This window comes from Curtobacterium oceanosedimentum (genome assembly GCF_020297365.1).
Classification (GTDB): Bacteria; Actinomycetota; Actinomycetes; order Actinomycetales; family Microbacteriaceae; genus Curtobacterium.
Genome location: NZ_JAIXIG010000004.1, coordinates 128,736 through 146,433, shown reverse-complemented (window position 1 = coordinate 146,433; position 17,698 = coordinate 128,736). Strand labels below are relative to the sequence as shown.

Here is a 17,698-nt window from a genome sequence, read left to right as displayed (position 1 = left end):
AGCATGCAGACCAACGAAGCACTCCTCGACTCCCTGACCACCGACGACCGACTGGCCGGCCGTACCGCACTGGTGACCGGCGCCTCGAGCGGCATCGGTGCGGCCGTCGCCCGGGTCCTCGCTGCCTCCGGCGCCACCGTCGCGGTCGCCGGCCGCGACCCCGGGCGCACGCAGGCCGTGGTGGACACCATCACCGTGTCCGGAGGCACCGCCGTGGCGGTGATCGGCGACCTGGACACGCACCCCGACGCGGTCCGCGACCTCGCCGCGCGCGCCACCGAGGCGCTCGGCGGCCGGGTCGACGTCCTGGTCAACAACGCCGGTGTCTACCCGGTCGGACCGACCGCGCTGCTCGCCGACGACGACGCCGAAGCCCTCTGGGCCACGAACGTCCGCGCGCCGCACGTGCTGGTCGGAGCACTGGCTCCTGCGATGGTGGATCGCGGATCGGGTGTCATCGTGAACATCGGTTCGTGGATGTCCCGCGTCGGCGTTCCGTTCACGGCGCTCTACCCGGCGACGAAGGCCGCCGTCGAGCAGCTGACCCGTGCCTGGGCGGCCGAGTTCGGACCGCACGGCGTGCGGGTGTCGACCGTGTCGCCCGGCGCCACCGCGACGCCGGGCAACGCGGACTCGCACGACGTGCTCGCGCAGATGACGGCGGGCACCCCCGCCGGAGCGCCCGTCCGGCCCGTCGACGTCGCCTTCGCCGTGCGCTGGGTGGCCTCCGACGAGGCGGCCTTCGTGCACGGCGCCACGATCGACGTGGACGGCGGCCTCGCCGCGACCCGCCTCGCCTGAGCGCGCCCCGCGGAGCGGGCGACGGCACCGCGAGTGGTCGGGACACACCGTCGGCAGGTGGTCGATCGGTCACAGGCCGTCGCGCGGGAGCGCGCCGGGCGACGGACCGTGACCGCTCGGCGGACGGCGTCGGCGCGCGGTGGGCGCGACCACCGCCGGACGGGAGGCGCGGTGCGGGCTGGCACCGGGCCTCCCGTCAGGCGGTCCGCTCGCCCGCCGGACGCGCGAGGGGCAGCGCGTCGCTCGTGGTGCGGAGGGACTCCTGCCGGATCTCGAGCTGGGACACGGCGAGCGCCGCGAGGTCGTGCAGGTTGGCGAGGTCGTCCTCGGTGGCCTCACGCGGCCGGGTGTCGAGGACGGCCAGGGTGCCGATCGTCGACCCGTCGTGCTTGACGAGCGGGACGCTCACGTAGAACCGGATGCCGAGCGGGCCGGTGACGAGCGGGCTGTTCCGCATCTCGGGGTGGGCGGAGCCGTCGGGGATGACCACGGGGACGGGGACCGGTGCGAACCCGTTGCGGAAACTGATGCTCCGCGCCGCTTCGTCGACGCCCTCGGCGATGTACGACTGCGACCACTCGCGGTCCTCGTCGAGCACCTCGACCAGGGCGATCGGGGCGTCGAACAGGCGGGCGGCCATCGCGGTCGTGCGCTGCAGTGACTCGTCCGGCAGGGAGTCGAGGGTCGCCGGTCGCTCGATGTCGGCGCGCGCGGCGGCGGCGTCCGCGGCCGCACCGGCGGACGGGTCGACGACGTGGTCGGCGGCGGCCGTCTCGGTGATCACCACGTCGCGGAGCAGCGCCACGAGCTCGGCTCCGAGCGGACGGGCGGCGGGGTCCTGCGCGGTCATCGCCCGGAGCAGCTGCTTCCAGTGGTCGGGCAGCGGCTCGGGCACCACCGGGTCGCGGGACAGTCGTGCCACCGCGGACTCGACGAGCGAGCCGGGGAACTCGCGGCGGCGGGTGAAGCACTGCAGCAGCACGAGGCCGAGCGAGTAGACGTCGCTCGCCGGTCCGACGTCGGCGCCGCGCGCCTGCTCCGGGCTGAGGTACGCCGCGGTGCCCGTCGTGACGCCGTCGGCGGTGAGCCGTTCGACGCCGGCGGCGAGGGCGATGCCGAAGTCGGTCAGGCGCGCACGGGCACGGTCCGAGTCGTTGCCGTAGTCGACGAGCAGGATGTTCGACGGCTTGATGTCGCGGTGCACGACGCCGTGGGCGTGGATGTAGTCGAGTGCCTCGGCCATGTCGTAGCCGATCTCGGCGATGTGGCGCGAGGCCAGCGGGCCGACGGCGAGGCGTTCCTCGAGGTCCTGCCCGACGACGAGGGCCATGACGATGTAGCGCTGCCGGTTGCCGTCGGCCCCCAGGACGACGCCGGCGTCGAGCAGGCTGACGAGGTTGTGGTGCTCGAGTGATGCGAGCACGCCGAGCTCGGCCTCCTGCCGGGCGATGTCGACGATGCCGGCGTGGAACACCTTGATCGCGACGGGGCGGTGCAGGCTCTCGTCGACGCCGCGGTACACGACGGACATGCCGCCCTGACCGATCGCCTGTTCCAGGCGGTAGCGCCCGTCGAGCAGCGGCGCGCTCGCGTCGTGTTCCTCCGTCGGAGTCATCCAACCCTCGTTCTCGGATCCGGCAGCATTGATGCATCTTCGCATCCCGGAGCGAACGATGGACGCACCCGTCGTTCTGCGGCGCAACGCGGCGCCGTGCAGCGGCTGCCGACGGACCAGCGGCCCCGCTCGGCCGGGCAGGACACGACCCGAGCGGTCAGCCCGTCGCGCCGGCCTCGAAGAGCACCCGCATGGCGTCGGCGCGGATCCACCGCTGGCTGACGAGCAGCGGCCGCCCGCTCCCCTGGTCGACCGTGCAGCTCTCGATGAACCACCCGAGCGTCACGTCGTCCAGGTCCAGGTGCCGGGCGACCTCGTCCGTGACGACGTCCGCACTCGCCCGGACCCAGCGTCGGACGGGGCGCGCACCGGCCGCCTCGCGCAGCACCTCGTAGAGGGAGTCGCGCACCCGCAGCGCCTGCCCGAGCTCGGGCACCACCGTGCGGGGCACCCACTCCACGCCGCAGGCAGCGGGGAGTCCGTCGACCAGGGAGCGTCGGGTCAGCCGGTGCGCCGGGTCGCCCGGTGCGAGCCCGAGGTGCGGGGCGACGGACGGCGGGACCGGTGCGGGGGCGCAGGACAGCGTCACGCTCGACGGCTCCCCGCCGGCGGCGCGCACGGTGTGGCTCCAGGAGGGTGCCGCGTCCGAGCCGATCCGGTAGTCGATGCGTCGGGCGACGAAGCTGCCGACGCCCTTGACCCGCCGGATGCGGTTGCGGCGCTGCAGGTGCTGCAGGGCCGCCCGCGCTGCCGATCGACCGACGCCGAAGCGCGCCGCGAGCTCGGACTCGCTGGCGACACGGGTCCCGACGGGTGCGCCGGCGAGCTCGGACTCGAGCGTGGCGGCGATGTCGAGGTAACGCGTTTCCGGCACGCTGCGGACTGTACCGGGACGGCCACCCCCGGCGCACACCTGTCCGGACAGGCCCACGGGAGCCGGTCGACGCTGTTCACCTGGCGGACACCCGGCGACCGGCCGTCGGTCACCGGTCCCCCGGACGCTGGCGACAGCCCCGCAGACGCGGGTGCCAGGACCACAGGAGCCCCATGATCTCGCTCGTCTGCCTCGACATGGCAGGGACCACCGTGCACGACGGCGGCGTCGTCGTCGACGCCTTCCGCACCGCGCTCACCGACGTCGGACTCGAGGCGGGCACCACCCGCCACGACGAGGCCGTGCAGTACGCGCTCGACACGATGGGGCAGTCGAAGATCGCGGTGTTCACCGCACTCTTCGACGGTGACGGCGAGCGCGCGGTCGCGGCGAACACCGCCTTCGAGCACGCCTACGCGGCGACGGTCGGTCGCGGTGTCCGGCCCGTCGACGGTGCGGTGGACGCCCTGGAGGCCCTGCGTGCGTCCGGCACCCGGGTCGCCCTGACGACGGGGTTCTCCCCGACCACCCGGGACGCCGTCCTCGACGCGCTCGGCTGGCACGGGCTGGTCGACCTCGCGCTGTCGCCCGCCGACGCGGGCCGCGGTCGCCCCTGGCCGGACATGGTGCTGACGGCCGTGCTCCGCACCGGGACCGACGACGTCCGGCAGGTGGCGGTGGTCGGCGACACGGTGGCCGACCTGCTCACCGGGACCCGGGCCGGCGCCTCGGTCGTGGTCGGGGTGCGGACGGGGACGCACGGCGACGCGGACTTCGCGACCGTGCCGCACACGCACGTCGTCGACTCGGTCGCGGAGGTGCCCGCGCTGCTCGCGACCGTCGACGCGCTCGAGCCCGCGGTCGCGTGACGTCGGTCGACGCCCGGTACGCGCTGTGGCACGGCGCGGGGCTGCCGGTGACGGTCGAGCGGCACCGCGGTCCGGTACCGATGCCCGCCGGCGCCGTGCTCGTCGCGATCGAGGCCGCCACGGTGTGCGGGAGCGACCTGCACACGGCCCTGGGCCACCGGCCGGGACCGACGCCGAGCGTCCTCGGGCACGAGCAGGTCGGCCGCGTGGTCGCGGTCGCACCGGGGACGCCCCCGAGCACCGTCACCGGGGAGCCGGTCGCGGTCGGCCAGCGGGTCGTCTGGTCGGTGGCGGCGTCGTGCGGCGCGTGCGACCGGTGCGCGGCGGGGATGCCGCAGAAGTGCCGTTCGGTGCGCAAGTACGGGCACGAGCGGTCGACGGCGGCGTGGACCCTGAACGGCGGCTTCGCCACGCACTGCGTGCTCCTGCCCGGCACGGCGATCGCCGTCGTGCCCGAGACGCTGTCCGCGGTCGTCGCAGCCCCCGCGGCGTGCGCGACCGCCACCGTCGCCGCCGCGCTCGACGCGATCGACCGGCCGCTCGCCGGCGCGGACGTCCTGGTGACCGGCGCCGGCATGCTCGGCGTGACCGCGGTCGGCATGGCCGTGGCGGCCGGTGCCCGCGTCGTGGTGTCCGACCCGAACGCCGAGCGCCGGGCCCTGGCGGTTCGGTTCGGTGCCGCGTCGGCGGTGGCGCCGGGCGAGCCGGTCGGCACGGTCGACGTGGCGGTCGAGCTGTCCGGGTGGCCGGACGCGGTCGAGACCGCCGTGGAGGCCCTCGACGTCGGCGGCACGGCGGTCCTCGTCGGGGCGGTGTCGACCAGCCGACCCGTCTCGCTCGACCCCGAGCGCATCGTGCGCCGCCTGCTCCGGATCGTCGGGGTGCACAACTACGCGCCGCGGCACCTCGCCACGGCGGTCGACTTCCTCGCAACGACCGGGTTGCCGTTCGCCGACCTGGTCGAGCCCGCCGTCGGGCTCGAGGGCGTCGGGCACGCGGTGGTCACGCCCCCCTCGGCCGGGTACCTGCGGCGCGGGGTCGTCCCGTCGCCGATGATGGTCGGATGACGACCTACCGCGCCGCCCGGGTCCACCGCGGTGACGGCACCGACGACACCGTCCTGCACGTGTGGGACGGTGTCGTCGTGTCCGACCCGTCCGACCCGGGCGACGAGGTGGTCGACCTCGGCGACGTCGAGCTGCTGCCCGGCTTCGTCGACGTGCACGCCGACTCGCTCGCCCGCTTCGAGCAGCCGCGCCCCGGCGTCGACGTACCGCTGCCGCACGCCCTGGACGCCTTCGCCGCCGACGCGGTGCTCGCAGGGGTGACCACCGCCTTCCTGTGCTGCTCGGTCGAACCGGACACGGTGCCGACCAGGAGCGCGGCGCACGCGACGGCCGTGCTCGGGGCACTCGCGCGCACGGCCCTGCCGATCGACGTCCGCGTGCACCTGCGGGTCGACGTCACCCACGACGACACCGTCGAGGCGCTCGGACGGATGCTCGACGACGACGACGCCGGCGTGATCGGCCTCGTCTCGTCGATGGACCACACCCCGGGACGCGGCCAGTACCCCGACGAGGCGGGCTGGCGGCGCGCGTACCGTGCCCTCGACCGGCTCGACGACGACGCCCTGGACGCCCGCCTGGCGCGGTTCCGGAGCGGCGCCGACGGCGTCCCCCGACGGCGCGAGCGGATCGCCGCGCTGGCCCACGAGGCCGGGGTCGCACTCGCGGCCCACGACGACGACTCGGTGGACGCCGTCCGCACCGCGGCCCGCCTGGGGTCCGGCATCTCCGAGTTCCCGGTGACGCTCGACGCCGCCACGGCGGCCGCGTCGGCCGGCCTCGGCGTGGTCGTCGGGGCACCGAACCTGTGGCGAGGGGGATCGCACGGGTCCGGGCTGTCGGCGCGTGCCGCGATCGCCGCCGGGGTCGCCGACGTGGTCACCTCCGACTACCACCTCGGCTCGCTGCTCCCGGGGCTGCGCGCGGCCGCCGGTGCCGGGACCGCACCGTTCGCCGACCTGCTGCGGACCGTGTGCGCCGCCCCCGCCCGTCGCACCGGCCTCGACGACCGTGGCGTCCTGGTGCCCGGCCGTCGCGCGGACGTCGTCGCCGTCAGCGACGCCCGCGTCGTCGGGGTGTGGGTCGCCGGCGAACGGGTGCTGGTGCGCCGCTGAGCCCTCAGGCAGCGTCGAGCACCGACGGCGCGAGGCCGAGCCCGGTCGTCATGCCGATGCCGGTGGTGACCGTGACGACGTCCACGCCGGGCAGCGGGCGTTCGACGAGGAACTCCTGGTGCGGCGACGACGCGTACACGCCCTGCCACCGGTCGAGGACCCGCAGCGGCGCGCCGAACAACCGCTCCGTCTCGGCGACCAGCAGCCGGAAGCCGTCCTCGTCCTGGAACGGCGGCGCGTCGACCTCCCGTTCGTGGGTGTCCCCGACGATGACGCTGCCGTCCGGCGGCGACGTGTACATCTGGTTGAGGTCCCAGCGGATGCCGTCCGGCAGGTCCGCGGACAGGGCCGCACGCAGGGCGCCGGCGCTCGGCATGCCGGCGAACCCGGAGTAGCGCAGCAGCGACCACCCGGTGAGCAGGGGCGTCGCGAGCGGGAAGGCCAGCGGGATCGCGGCTCGGAGCATGTGGAGCCGGCACCGGACGACCCCGGCCGCCTCGGCGAGGGCGGGGAACAGCTGGTCGACGTCGTGGTTCGTGCAGACGACGACCCGGTCGGCCTCGATGGTCCCGCGCGCGGTGCGGACCGCGCCGGTCTCGACGCCGAGCGCAGCGGTGCGCCAGTGGAACCGGACACCCTGCGTGGCGAGCCACGCGGCGATGGCGGGTGCCGCCTCCCGGGGGTCGACCTGCAGGTCCTGGGCGAGGTGTGCGCCCCCGACCGCGGTCGCCGGGTCGACCGGGACGGCGGCGGCGACGGCCGCCCCGTCGAGCAGGCGCAGGTCCGCGCCGCCGTCGCGGTACTCCTCGAGCACCGCGAGCTCCTCCGGCCGCCGGGCGACGACGTGCGCCCCGCGCTCCCGCGCCGTGAACCCCGCGAGTGGAGCCAGCGCGAGCCACCGGCGGCGGGCCTCCAGGGCGTACCCGGCGGCCGCGCCGGTCTGCGGGGTGACGCAGGCGTGCCCGAAGTTGCGGACGCTGGCACCCACCACCCCGGCGGCGCGGTCGACGACGGCGACCCGCGCACCGCGGAGCATCGCCTCGTACGCGACGCCGAGGCCGACGATGCCGGCGCCGACGACGAGGACGTCGACGCGCTCGGTCGCGGCGCTCACCGGGACACCCGCCGGATCCAGACGGCGATGCCCTCGACCGCGAGAACGGTGACCAGGATCATGAGCACGATCCCGGTGACGGTCCCGTAGTCGGAACCCTGGGCGGCGTTGAGCAGGTAGTAGCCGATGCCACCGCCGCCGACGATGCCGAGCACGGTCGCGGCTCGGATGTTCGTGTCGACGAGGTAGAAGGTGTGGCCGACCACGGCGGGCATCCCCTGCGGCAGCGTGGCGGCGGCGTAGCGCTGGGACCGGGTGGCCCCCGTCGCGGTGAGGGCGCGCTCCGGCCCGGCCTGCACCTCCTCGAGGGAGTCGGCGACGAGCTTGCCGAGCAGACCGATCCCGCCGAAGGCCAGGGCGAGCGTCCCCGCCTGCGCACCGAGCCCGGTCACGACGATGAGCACGACGGCGAGGATCGTCTCGGGGACCCCGCGCACCGCGACGAGCAGCAGCCGCGCCGCACCGCGCACGCTCCGGGTCGGGGCGACGTTGCGGGCCGCGAGGGACCCGACGACCATCGAGCCGACCAGGGCGAGCAGCGTCGCGGCGAGCGCGATCCCGACGGTGTCGACCATGGCGGCGACCATCACCTGGGAGCCGTAGCTGCCGGCGGACGGCGGCCAGAACTGCACGGCGACCGGCGGGACCTTCGCCCAGACGGTGGCGAGGTCACCCCAGGCGATGTCGCAGACGACGACGCTGCCGACCACGACGAGGACCGCGACCCAGGACCACACCGTCGTCCGGACCCGGGCGGTGGTCCAGGGGCGGCGCAGGGCCTGCTCCGGCGTGTGGGAGCGGACGGCGGGACCGGTGCGCCCGGTCGTGCGGGACCCCGCCTGGGGAGCGGTCGGCGCACCCCGGCGCCGCGCCCGTCGACGCATGCCCGCCCGGACCGCGATCGTGCCGAGACCCCGGCCCGACGGCGCGACGCCCAGCATCACGGCGCGCACCGCGCTCGAGACGACCTCCATGAGCACGCACAGCGCGAAGATGACGATCGCGTACCCGATGCCGAGCGAGTAGTCGAGGGACTTGAACGCGAAGGACATCTCCCGACCGAGCCCCACGATCCCGACGTACCCGAGGATCACCGAACCGCGCAGGTTGATGTCGTTGCGGTGCAGCACGGTGGCCACCCACGACGGCAGCACCTGCGGCAGGACGCCGGCGGTGAACTGCTGGAGGCGGCTGCCGCCGGTGGCGCGGATCGCGGTGCGCGGCCCCTCGTCGATCTGCTCGACGGCGTCGGCGAACAGCTTCGAGATCATGCCGACCGAGTGGATGCCGATGGCGAGGATGCCGGGCAGCGGACCGATGGTGAAGAGCAGCACGAACACCATCGCGAGCACCACGTCGGGCACCGCCCGGGTCAGCACGCTCACGAACCGTGCGGCCGCGACCCACGCCCGACCAGGGCTGGTGTTGCTCGCGGCCAGGTAGGCGACCGGCACGCTCAGCACGGCGGCGAGCAGGGTGCCGAGCAGCACGAGCCCGAGGGTCAGGGCGGTCTGCTGGAGCAGGGTCGCCGCGTCGGGGAAGCGGACGACGCCGACGCGCTGGAAGAAGTTCTGCGCGTTCCTCCACGAGGCGATGATGTTCGGCACCGACACGTCGATGCGGGCGAGTGCCACGCAGGCGAGGACACCCAGGGTGACGAGGGTCAGGCCGGCGGCGACGCGCTCGGGCCGGACGCGGCGGCGCGGTGCCGCTGCGACGACCTCGGCACGGGAGCGCCCGGGACGGACGAGGGGGCGGTCGGTGACGGCGGTCATGCCGGCTCCTCCACGGCGGTCGCGGCGCGCAGGACGTCGACGGCGGCCAGTTCCTCGGTCGAGGTGGCGACCTGGCCGTAGATCTCCATGACCTGCGCCTTGCCGAGTCCGGCGGTGCGGGTGTCGAGCACGACCTCGCCGTGCCGCAGTCCGACGATGCGGTCGGCCCAGGACAGCGCGAGGTCGACCTGGTGCAGGCTGCAGAGCACCGTCAGGCCCTGGTCGGCGGCGATCTCGCGGATGAGCGTCATCACCTGCGCGCTCGACTCCGGGTCGAGCGACGCGACCGGCTCGTCGGCGAGCAGGACGGTCGGGTCCTGCATGAGGGCCCGCGCGATCGCGACCCGCTGCTGCTGTCCGCCGGAGAGCGTGTCGGCCCGCTGGTAGGCGCGGTCGAGCAGCCGGACGCGGTCCAGGTGCTCGAGCGCCCGGTACCGCAGGGCCCGCGGGTACGACCACAGCCCGAGCCGCGGGCCGCGCAGGGTGGCGAGCGCCCCGGTCAGCACGTTCTCGAGCACGGTCAGCGCCGGCACGAGCTCGAACTGCTGGAACACGAACCCGACGCGGCGCCGCAGGTGGCGCAGCCGTCGGCCGGACAGGTCGTGCACCACCGTGCCGCCGACGCGCACGGTGCCCGAGGTCGGGCGTTCGAGTGCGTCGACGTGCCGCAGCAGGGTGGACTTGCCGGACCCGGACAGCCCGAGGAGGACGACGACCTCGCCCGGTCGGACGGTCAGGGAGACGTCCTGCAACGCCGTGGTGTCACCGAACCGCTTGGTGAGTGCGGTGATCTCGACGGCTGCTGGCTGGTCGTGGTCGCGCTGGTCGGTCATGGGGTTCCTCGAGCTGTCGGGGGTCCGGCGGGTGGTTCGGCGCGCACGGCGACGCGTGCGCGGTGTCGCCTGCGCGGCGTCGCCTGCGCGGTGTCGCGTGCGCGGCGTCGCGTGCGTGGTGTCGAGCGGCGGCGGTCAGGCCTGGCAGGTGCTCGACTTCGTGGTCTCGCAGATGTCGCGGATCAGGTCGTAGTACTCGTCGTCGACGGGCTTCGTGGCGTAGAAGACGCTGCGGAAGCCGTCACTGTCGGCGCTCTCCACACCGGCGGCGATGATGTCGTCGATGGTGACGTCGGCGAGCGCCGTCGTCAGGGCCTGCTTCTCGTCGGTCGGCAGCGTGTCGGAGACGACGATCGGGGCGCCGGGCACCATGGTCCGGCCGACCACCTCGACGTCGTCGCTCTTCTCGACCTCGCTGTCCTCGGCGAAGCCGGCCTCGCACTCGGTCCCCGCGGCGACCTTCTGCACGCTGACGTCGTGCTTGCCGGCAAACACCGGGGTGACGTCCTTCGTCGGGTCGATGTCGGCCTGCAGCAGCTCGTAGCTCGGGAACAGGTAGCCCGAGGTCGACGACGGGTCGACGAAGCAGACCTTCTTGCCTGCGAAGCCGTCGATCGCGGTGATGTCGCTGCCCTTCGGCACGATCGCCTCGGAGTAGTAGCCCGGCTCCTGCCCCTCGGCGGTGATGATCGACGAGATCGGCGTGATCTCCGCCCCGTTGTTCTTCGCGGTCACGTAGGTGAAGCCGGAGAACGACGCCACGTCGACCTTGCCGGCGACCGAGGCCTCGATGAGCGCCGCGTAGTCGGTCGACTCGTGGTACTCGACCTCCTTGCCGGTCTCCTGCGCGATGTAGTCCATGAGGGGCTGGTAGTTGGTCTCGGTGTCGACGGAGTCGGGCACGACGCCGAACACGAGGGTGTCCGCGTCGGCGGCGTAGCGGGTGGCGGTCGACGCGTCGTCGTCGCCGGTGGCGGCCGTGGAGCCGGCGGCGCAGGAGCTGAGGGCGGCGGTGAGCACGAGGGCCCCGACGAGGGCGAGCAGCGGCTTGCGGGCGGTGGTGGGCATGGTGGCCTTTCGGACGGTGGCGGTCCGGCGCAGCGGGTGGGGGTCCGCTGTCGGCGGGTGCGGCTGTGGCACTCAGGACGCGGCAACTGTGGCATCCGCCGGATGGACAGCCGTGCCCAGACGGTGCACCGACGGTGACGGGGAGGTGAACTCGGCAGGCACCTGTCCGGACAGGCGCGCGGCTCAGACCGCGAGCAGCGCGATCCCCGCGAGCACGACGACCGAGGCGCCGATGCGTGTGGCCGCCCGCCCCTCCCGCAGCACCAGCGCACCGAACACGCTGACGAGGACCACGCTCACCTCGCGCATCGGGGCCACGAGGGCGACCGGGGCGATCGTCACGGCGAGCAGCACGAGGATGTACGACAGCGGGGAGAGCACCCCGAAGGCGAGCACCCGCCCCCAGTGCGCGCGGAGCACCGGCAGCACGTCGCGGCGGCGCGGGCCGAGGGCGACCCCGAAGCAGACGACCTCGACGAGGGTGCAGCCGACCATGAACGCCACCGGGGCGGCGCCGCCGCGCACGATGTGGGCGTCCCAGACGGTGTACGCGGCGATCGCGACACCGGTGAGGAGCCCGGCGACGATGCCCGGGTCGATGCGCCGACGGGGACGACGCACCTCCGGCCGTGTCGCCCCGCGGTCGGCGAGCCCGACCGCCACGACCCCGACCAGGACGAGCGCTCCCCCGGCCAGCGCCCACCACGAGGGCCGCTCGCCGAGCAACGTGACCGCGAGGACGACGCTGATGGTCGGACCGGTGCCCCGAGCGGTCGCGTAGACCGTCGACAGCTGGCCGACGCGGTATCCGCGCTGCAGCACGAGCATGTACGCCACGTGGAGCAGGCCGGAGACGACGACGCCGGACAGCAGATCCGTCGGACTCCCCGTGCCGAGGCCGCCGGTGAACGGCACCACGCCGACCCAGACGACGACGCTCGAGACGGCGCCGAGCCACAGGAACGGCAGACCGATCCGGCTGACGCCGTGGGCGAGGACGTTCCAGCCGGCGTGCGCGACGGCGGCGGACAGCACGAGGAGGACGGCGAACGGCGTCACGGCAGGACCTTCCGCCCGACGCGCGGTGCGGCGGGACGTGGTCCTCCAGGCTTTTGTCCGTTCAGATGACGGCCCGCGTTCGGTGGCGGACCGTGGCGCCGCTCGGACCAGTCGGACGGGAGTCCCGGAACCCTAGGCGCTGTCGCGGGACGGTAGCACGGGGCCGACCGCCGCCTCCAACCTGTCCGGACAGGCCGGTCCCGCGGTTCACCGGCCGTTCGCACCCCGGTGTCCGACGGGTCGGCGGGCGGACACCCGATCGCGGCGATCGGGTGCCCGTCCGCGTGGGATCAGCGCCGGTGGGTGGCCACCGTGCTGACGCGCAGGTCCTCGAAGGTGCTCGTGAACCCGGCTCCGCCGAGCGAGATGAGCCCGATCCGCGGTGTGCTGCCGAGGTCCGCCGTCCACGTGCCGCCGCGGACGAAGTGCCGGCCGTCCAGGCTGGTGTACGCGGTGTACCGGTGCTCACCCGCCACGGCCCGGTGCACGATCCGCAGGGTGGTGGTGTCCCCGACCGGACCGACGACCATGTTGCCGTAGCTGGGCGCCCCGGCGGGTTTCCCGGACGCCTGCTTGCCGAACTCGGTCTGCCGGGTGTTGAAGATCGAGTTCGACGTCAGCCGGACGTAGTCGCCGTCGCTCCCGTACACGATCAGCCCGCCCTGCACGTAGTTGCGGCCGTCACCCGTCGCCGGGGTGTCGACCCCGACGGTCGTCTCGACCACCCAGTCGCCGCGGGGTGCCGGTTCGGACAGGACCGACGCGAGCGGCGTCTGCGGCGGGTGGATGTCGGCGTCCTGCGTCTGCCACCGGAACGTGCCGTCGGCGACGGTCCAGGTCGAGGCGTCGGGCTCCCGCGTCCAGCTGAGCGCCGGCGGCAGCGTGGTGCCGTCGAACGAGGTGGAGAGGCTGCGGATGGTCCGGCCGGGCACGTCGTCCGGGACCGGACGCGGCCGGTACGCGGAACGCTGCCCCGGCTGCGCGGCGGGGCCGGGCTGCACCGAGTCGGACGGACCGGCACCGCCGCGGACGACCGGCCAGCCGCCGCGCCAGTCGAGCGGGTCGATCAGGGCGGGGCGCTTGGTGTAGGTCGGCTGCCCCGCGTAGGTCGGGTCGGTGCGGTCCGCCGCGTGGTAGATGATCCAGTCCTGGCCGGCGAAGTCGGTGACCACGGTGTTGTGGCCGGTGCCCACCCACCGGTTGCCGTTCTGCGCGAGCAGGGGCGTGCCTCCCACCCGGGTCGCGGTGATCGCGACGCCGTCCCGGTCGACGAAGGGTCCGAGGGGGCTGCGCGACCGGGCGGCGAAGACGCCGTACCCGGTCAGGGCACCGTTGCAGCAGTTCGTGGCGGAGCCCATGAAGTACCACCAGCCGCCGTGCCGCATCAGGTACGCGCCCTCGTAGCGGTTGTCGATCGCGATCTGCCGCTCCGACGCCGGCTCGGACCGCAGGCCGTCGGCGCTGAGGCGACGGACGTTCACGCCGCCGAAGTAGCTGCCGAAGTACAGGTAGGTCGTGCCGCGGTCGGTGATGACCTCGGGGTCGAATGCCCACCGCTGCCCGTCGCCGTTCGGTGCGGCCTGGGGCGCCACGACCGGTCCGCCGGAGTCCTTCCACGGCCCCGTCGGGCTCGAGCTCGTCGCGACGCCGACGGCCGATCCGCCACCGGTGGGGCCCGTCGCCGACGGGGTGTCCGACGCCGCGTAGTACAGGAACCACGTGCCGGGACGCCCGCGTTCGCCGGCCCGGTACACGATGTCCGGCGCCCAGACCCCGTTCGCCTCGCCGACCCACGCCGGCTTCGTCGGGAACGCGTCGTTCACGTACGTCCAGTGCGTCAGATCGGTGGACCGGTACGTCGGCACCGCGTGCTGCACGAGCGACCCGTCCGGGTTCTGCTCCGTCGCGGTGAGCGCGTCGGTGGTGCAGTACAGGTACCAGTTGCGGTCGCGCCCGGCCCCGCGGATCACCGTCGGGTCCGCGCAGCTCGCGGCCGTCTGCCCGTCCGGCAGCGCGAGGGCCACCGGGTTGCGGTGGGTCGGCGCGACGCGGCCGTGGCGGTCGGCGCCGGTGGACGACCCTGCCGACGTGGTTGTCGCCCCGGGCGTCCCGCCCGGCACGGCGGACGCATCCGCCGGCACGGCCTGGAGGCCCGTGGTCGCGACGCCGAGGAACGTCACGACGGCGAGGAGTGCGGTGGACGATCGGCGCATGCCGGACCTGCTCTCGTCGTTGAGGGAGGTGCTCTGGAGGGACTGCGGGTGTCGACGGGCGACGTCCGCGAGCGTACGCTCGGCCGCACCGGACCGCCACGGTCCGGCCCGGTTCCGTCCGGTCGGTGCGACGAAGGAGTCCCGCCATGCCCGCGAGGTTCGTGTACTGGATCAACGTCTCCGTCGACGGGTTCGTCGAACGGGCCCCCGGCGAGCACGACGGCACGGACGGCCCCGACTGGATCCGGATCGACGAACCGCTGCACCGGGAGTTCAACCGCCGGGCCGCCGCCATGACCCTGTCGGTCGAGGGTCGGGTGGTCCGTGACCTGATGGACCCGTTCTGGCCGGACGCCCGCGACGACGAGTCGATGCCGGCGTACCTGCGCGAGTACGGCGCGATCTGGACCGACCAGCCGAAGGTCCTGGTCTCCCGCACCCGGACGACCGCCGATCACGACACCCGTGTGATCGGCGGCGACGGTGACGCCATGGCCGAGCTCGCCGCGATCCGTGCGACGGGACACGGCGACGTCGGCGTGGCCGGTCCGAGCATCGCGAGTCAACTGCTCGACGCGGGACTGCTCGACGAGGTGATGCTCTTCACGCACCCGTCGGTGCTCGGCGCCGGGCGGCCGCTGTTCGACCCGCCGGTGTCGGGCCTCCGGCGGCTCGTGCAGCTGGACCTGATCGAGCAGCAGCGCTACGACAACGGCGTCACGCTGCACCGGTACGACGTCCGGTGGACCTGAGCCCTCGGGGCGTCAGTCCTGGACGGGCTCGGCGGCGATGATCCGGACGTACCACGCGCTGTCCCGGTCACTGTCGATCCCGTTGAAGGAAACGCTGTCCGCTCGGCGCCGCAGCTCCGGTGGAAGGTCGATCCGCTGTGAACCGTCCCGGCAGGACATCGGCTCTGTCGGTCGGGTCTGTGAGGCGCCCGCCGACCCGATGGTGAAGGAACCACTCATGTGCCCGTCTCCGAAGCACGAGAACTCGAGGTGGTCGACCGGCTCCGGGTGCGGGAACGTGATGGTGACGCCCGTGCCCGGGTCGTCGCTGTCGTCGTCCCCGGGTGACACCGCGGCGAACAGGACGCCGAGCTCGGCGTTCGACTCGACCGCTCGCTGCCGCTTCTCCCATGCGTGCAGCGCGGCCTCGTCGACGGGCGGCGGGCCGGCGCAGCCGGCCAGCAGGAGCACACCCGCGATCGCGGGCAGGAGCAGGGCGGGGACGGAACGCACGCGCTGAGCCTAGTGACGCGGTGGACCCGCGCCGCGGACGACGGGAGGCGCGGTGCCGGCTGGCACCGCGCCTCCCGGCCGTGGGTGGTCGCATCAGACGTCGCGGCTGCGCGCGACCGTCAGGGCGAGGCCACCGATGACGAGCACCTCGGCCGCGAGGACTCCGAAGCCGCCCCAGCCGTTCAGCTCGACGCCGCCGGTGTCGGCATCGCTGGCGCCGGAGTACGAGTACGCGTAGAGCTGGGCACCGGCCGAGTCCGGCAGGAACGTCGCGACGTCCATCGGCCAGTCGACGTTCATGAGCCCGCTCATCAGCGCGAGCACCGTCGGCACGACCAGCAGGAGGCCGAGCGTGATCGCGATGCCACCGGCGCTCGAGCGGACGAGCAGCCCGATGCCGTAGGCGAGCAGCGCCAGCAGGGTCAGGAACACCGACGAGCCGAGGATCGGCATGAAGACCGAGGGGTCACCGATCTCCGGGTCGACACCGTTGCCCCCGAGCAGCGGCAGCGAGACGAGGACGCCGATCCAGGTGGCGACGGCGCTGACCACGAAGGTCGTGACGGCCAGGACGGTCGCCTTCGCCAGGATCACGCCGGTGCGACGGGGGTCGGCGGTGAACGTCGAACGGACCTGTCCCGTGCCGTACTCACCCGTGATGATGAGGACGCCGAGCACGCCGACGACGAGCGAGGACAGCAGGACGCCGACGGTGTTCGCGTTCACGAACGTGCCGTTGGCGAGGTCCGTCGGCATGTCCTGTCCGCCGGTGTTCGTGTTCGCACCGACCAGCGCGGCCATGCCGATGGTCACGACCACGAGGATCGCGTAGCACCAGAACGTGGAGCGGATGCTCCGCAGCTTGATCCACTCGCTCCGCACCAGGTGCGGGAACGACAGGTGGGTCGAGCCGTGCATCCGGGTCGACGGCGTGGTCGGCGAGGTGGTGGCGCTCATCGGTCGCCCTCCGATCGGTACTCGACGTCGTCGCGGGTGAGGGCCATGTAGGCCTCCTCCAGGCTCGCGCCGGTCGGGGTGAGTTCGTGCAGGGGGACGCCGGCCTGTGCGGCGATGTTCCCGACCGTCGGTGCGTCGGGACCGACCACCAGGAAGGAACCGTCCTCGCGCTGCGACACCGAGGCGTTCGGACCGATGGCCTTGAACAGACGCTGCGGGTCCGGGGTGCGGACGACGACACGACTGCCGCCGCCGTTCGCTCCCCCGCCCGCGACGAACTCGGCGATCGGGGCGTCGGCGAGGACCTTGCCCCGTCCGAGCACGACCACGCGGTCGGCGGTCTGTGCCATCTCGCTCATGAGGTGGCTGGAGAGGAACACCGTGCGACCGTCGGCGGCCATGCGACGGGCGAGCTGTCGGACCCAGATCACCCCGTCGGGGTCGAGGCCGTTCACGGGCTCGTCGAGGATCAGGGTCTTCGGGTCGCCGAGCAGTGCGGCAGCGATTCCCAGGCGCTGCCCCATGCCGAGCGAGAACCCGCCGACGCGCTTCTTCGCGACGGACTCCAGGCCGGTCATGTCGATGACCTCGTGCACCCGGGACTTCGGGATGCCGTGCGTCGCGGCGAGCGACAGCAGGTGGTTGTAGGCGCTGCGACCTGAGTGCACCGCCTTCGCCTCGAGCAGGGCGCCGACCTGACGGAGCGGGTCGCGGAAGGTCGTGTAGGGCCGCCCGTTCACGGTGGCCGTGCCCGAGGTGGGTCGGTCGAGCCCCATGATCATGCGCATCGTGGTGGACTTCCCGGCACCGTTGGGGCCGAGGAAGCCGGTCACACTGCCGGGGTGCACGACGAAGGAGACGTCGTCCACGGCGGTCTTGGGACCGTACTGTTTGGTGAGATGGTCGACTTCGATCACGGCATCGACGCTACCGGCGGGCCGGCGGCGGGCGCGTCCGCCGCTGGGCGGAGATGTCGGTCGTCTCCGGGTGGAGGGCGGGGCGCTGCGCGTCGCCGCTCACGCGGGGTTTCGCGCTGGGCGACAGTTCACGCGCGCCGCGGCCCGTGAGGTGTCGCTGGGCGCGAAAGGCCGTCG

Annotated in this window: 16 protein-coding genes; 5 read left to right on the top strand and 11 right to left on the bottom strand. The window is 73.9% G+C overall.

Annotated features, from left to right (window positions below):
- The first annotated feature begins 3 nt into the window (after positions 1-3).
- Positions 4-801, top strand: a complete 798-nt coding sequence (locus LEL83_RS03080) for an SDR family NAD(P)-dependent oxidoreductase (protein WP_225557718.1) — start codon at positions 4-6, stop codon at positions 799-801.
- A 196-nt stretch (positions 802-997) separates the two neighbouring features.
- On the opposite strand, the gene LEL83_RS03075 is transcribed toward LEL83_RS03080, so the two are convergent.
- On the bottom strand, positions 998-2,416 hold the full coding sequence (locus tag LEL83_RS03075; RefSeq protein ID WP_225557717.1) for a protein kinase domain-containing protein: 1,419 nt from the start codon (positions 2,414-2,416) through the stop codon (positions 998-1,000).
- Between the two features lie 157 nt (positions 2,417-2,573).
- Positions 2,574-3,290, bottom strand: a complete 717-nt coding sequence (locus tag LEL83_RS03070) for a GntR family transcriptional regulator (protein WP_225557716.1) — start codon at positions 3,288-3,290, stop codon at positions 2,574-2,576.
- A gap of 173 nt (positions 3,291-3,463) precedes the next feature.
- Here LEL83_RS03070 and LEL83_RS03065 point away from each other — a divergent pair, with 173 nt between their 5' ends.
- From LEL83_RS03065 to LEL83_RS03055, 3 genes are read left to right on the top strand one after another with little or no spacing between them, the layout of a single operon-like run.
- The gene (locus LEL83_RS03065) at positions 3,464-4,159 is read left to right on the top strand and encodes an HAD family hydrolase (protein WP_225557715.1); all 696 of its coding nucleotides are present in this window, start codon (positions 3,464-3,466) and stop codon (positions 4,157-4,159) included.
- Positions 4,156-5,226: an alcohol dehydrogenase catalytic domain-containing protein gene (locus LEL83_RS03060; RefSeq protein ID WP_225557714.1), complete on the top strand. Its 1,071-nt coding sequence runs from the start codon at positions 4,156-4,158 to the stop codon at positions 5,224-5,226. The genes LEL83_RS03065 and LEL83_RS03060 overlap by 4 nt, the downstream gene beginning before the upstream one ends.
- Entirely contained in the window at positions 5,223-6,341 is a 1,119-nt protein-coding gene (locus LEL83_RS03055) for an alpha-D-ribose 1-methylphosphonate 5-triphosphate diphosphatase (RefSeq protein ID WP_225557713.1), read from the top strand. The genes LEL83_RS03060 and LEL83_RS03055 overlap by 4 nt, the downstream gene beginning before the upstream one ends.
- A gap of 4 nt (positions 6,342-6,345) precedes the next feature.
- Here the strand turns inward: LEL83_RS03055 and LEL83_RS03050 are convergent, their stop codons facing one another.
- The 6 genes from LEL83_RS03050 to LEL83_RS03025 all read right to left on the bottom strand — a co-directional run bounded on the left by LEL83_RS03050 (position 6,346) and on the right by LEL83_RS03025 (position 14,403).
- Complete coding sequence (locus tag LEL83_RS03050; protein WP_225557712.1) at positions 6,346-7,455, bottom strand: TIGR03364 family FAD-dependent oxidoreductase; 1,110 nt, start codon at positions 7,453-7,455, stop codon at positions 6,346-6,348.
- Positions 7,452-9,230, bottom strand: a complete 1,779-nt coding sequence (locus tag LEL83_RS03045; RefSeq protein ID WP_225557711.1) for a PhnE/PtxC family ABC transporter permease — start codon at positions 9,228-9,230, stop codon at positions 7,452-7,454. The genes LEL83_RS03050 and LEL83_RS03045 overlap by 4 nt, the downstream gene beginning before the upstream one ends.
- The gene (gene phnC, locus LEL83_RS03040) at positions 9,227-10,063 is read right to left on the bottom strand and encodes a phosphonate ABC transporter ATP-binding protein (RefSeq protein ID WP_225557710.1); all 837 of its coding nucleotides are present in this window, start codon (positions 10,061-10,063) and stop codon (positions 9,227-9,229) included. The genes LEL83_RS03045 and phnC overlap by 4 nt, the downstream gene beginning before the upstream one ends.
- A gap of 135 nt (positions 10,064-10,198) precedes the next feature.
- Positions 10,199-11,131, bottom strand: coding sequence for a phosphate/phosphite/phosphonate ABC transporter substrate-binding protein (locus LEL83_RS03035; RefSeq protein WP_225557709.1), 933 nt, complete (start codon positions 11,129-11,131; stop codon positions 10,199-10,201).
- Positions 11,132-11,314: 183 nt separating this feature from the next.
- The gene (locus LEL83_RS03030; protein WP_225557708.1) at positions 11,315-12,190 is read right to left on the bottom strand and encodes an EamA family transporter; all 876 of its coding nucleotides are present in this window, start codon (positions 12,188-12,190) and stop codon (positions 11,315-11,317) included.
- Positions 12,191-12,480: 290 nt separating this feature from the next.
- On the bottom strand, positions 12,481-14,403 hold the full coding sequence (locus LEL83_RS03025) for a family 43 glycosylhydrolase (RefSeq protein WP_225557707.1): 1,923 nt from the start codon (positions 14,401-14,403) through the stop codon (positions 12,481-12,483).
- Between the two features lie 146 nt (positions 14,404-14,549).
- Here LEL83_RS03025 and LEL83_RS03020 point away from each other — a divergent pair, with 146 nt between their 5' ends.
- Positions 14,550-15,155 carry a dihydrofolate reductase family protein gene (locus tag LEL83_RS03020; RefSeq protein WP_225557706.1) on the top strand — a complete coding sequence of 202 codons (606 nt, stop codon included), beginning with the start codon at positions 14,550-14,552 and terminating at the stop codon, positions 15,153-15,155.
- A 12-nt stretch (positions 15,156-15,167) separates the two neighbouring features.
- Here LEL83_RS03020 and LEL83_RS03015 read toward each other — a convergent pair whose 3' ends face one another.
- The 3 genes from LEL83_RS03015 to LEL83_RS03005 form a co-directional block, all read right to left on the bottom strand.
- Entirely contained in the window at positions 15,168-15,647 is a 480-nt protein-coding gene (locus LEL83_RS03015; RefSeq protein WP_225557705.1) for a hypothetical protein, read from the bottom strand.
- A gap of 93 nt (positions 15,648-15,740) precedes the next feature.
- Complete coding sequence (locus LEL83_RS03010) at positions 15,741-16,604, bottom strand: ABC transporter permease (protein WP_225557704.1); 864 nt, start codon at positions 16,602-16,604, stop codon at positions 15,741-15,743.
- Positions 16,601-17,521, bottom strand: coding sequence for an ABC transporter ATP-binding protein (locus LEL83_RS03005; protein WP_225557703.1), 921 nt, complete (start codon positions 17,519-17,521; stop codon positions 16,601-16,603). Before LEL83_RS03005 ends, LEL83_RS03010 begins: the two co-directional genes overlap by 4 nt.
- Between the last annotated feature and the right edge of the window lie 177 nt (positions 17,522-17,698).

What these genes read in the sequence shown, in the direction of transcription:
- LEL83_RS03080 (WP_225557718.1), top strand. Translation starts at nt 4, where the DNA reads ATGCAGACCAACGAAGCACTCCTCGACTCCCTGACCACCGACGACCGA.
- LEL83_RS03075 (WP_225557717.1), bottom strand. Translation starts at nt 2,416, where the DNA reads ATGACTCCGACGGAGGAACACGACGCGAGCGCGCCGCTGCTCGACGGG.
- LEL83_RS03065 (WP_225557715.1), top strand. Translation starts at nt 3,464, where the DNA reads ATGATCTCGCTCGTCTGCCTCGACATGGCAGGGACCACCGTGCACGAC.
- LEL83_RS03055 (WP_225557713.1), top strand. Translation starts at nt 5,223, where the DNA reads ATGACGACCTACCGCGCCGCCCGGGTCCACCGCGGTGACGGCACCGAC.
- LEL83_RS03045 (WP_225557711.1), bottom strand. Translation starts at nt 9,230, where the DNA reads ATGACCGCCGTCACCGACCGCCCCCTCGTCCGTCCCGGGCGCTCCCGT.
- phnC (WP_225557710.1), bottom strand. Translation starts at nt 10,063, where the DNA reads ATGACCGACCAGCGCGACCACGACCAGCCAGCAGCCGTCGAGATCACC.
- LEL83_RS03035 (WP_225557709.1), bottom strand. Translation starts at nt 11,131, where the DNA reads ATGCCCACCACCGCCCGCAAGCCGCTGCTCGCCCTCGTCGGGGCCCTC.
- LEL83_RS03025 (WP_225557707.1), bottom strand. Translation starts at nt 14,403, where the DNA reads ATGCGCCGATCGTCCACCGCACTCCTCGCCGTCGTGACGTTCCTCGGC.
- LEL83_RS03020 (WP_225557706.1), top strand. Translation starts at nt 14,550, where the DNA reads ATGCCCGCGAGGTTCGTGTACTGGATCAACGTCTCCGTCGACGGGTTC.
- LEL83_RS03010 (WP_225557704.1), bottom strand. Translation starts at nt 16,604, where the DNA reads ATGAGCGCCACCACCTCGCCGACCACGCCGTCGACCCGGATGCACGGC.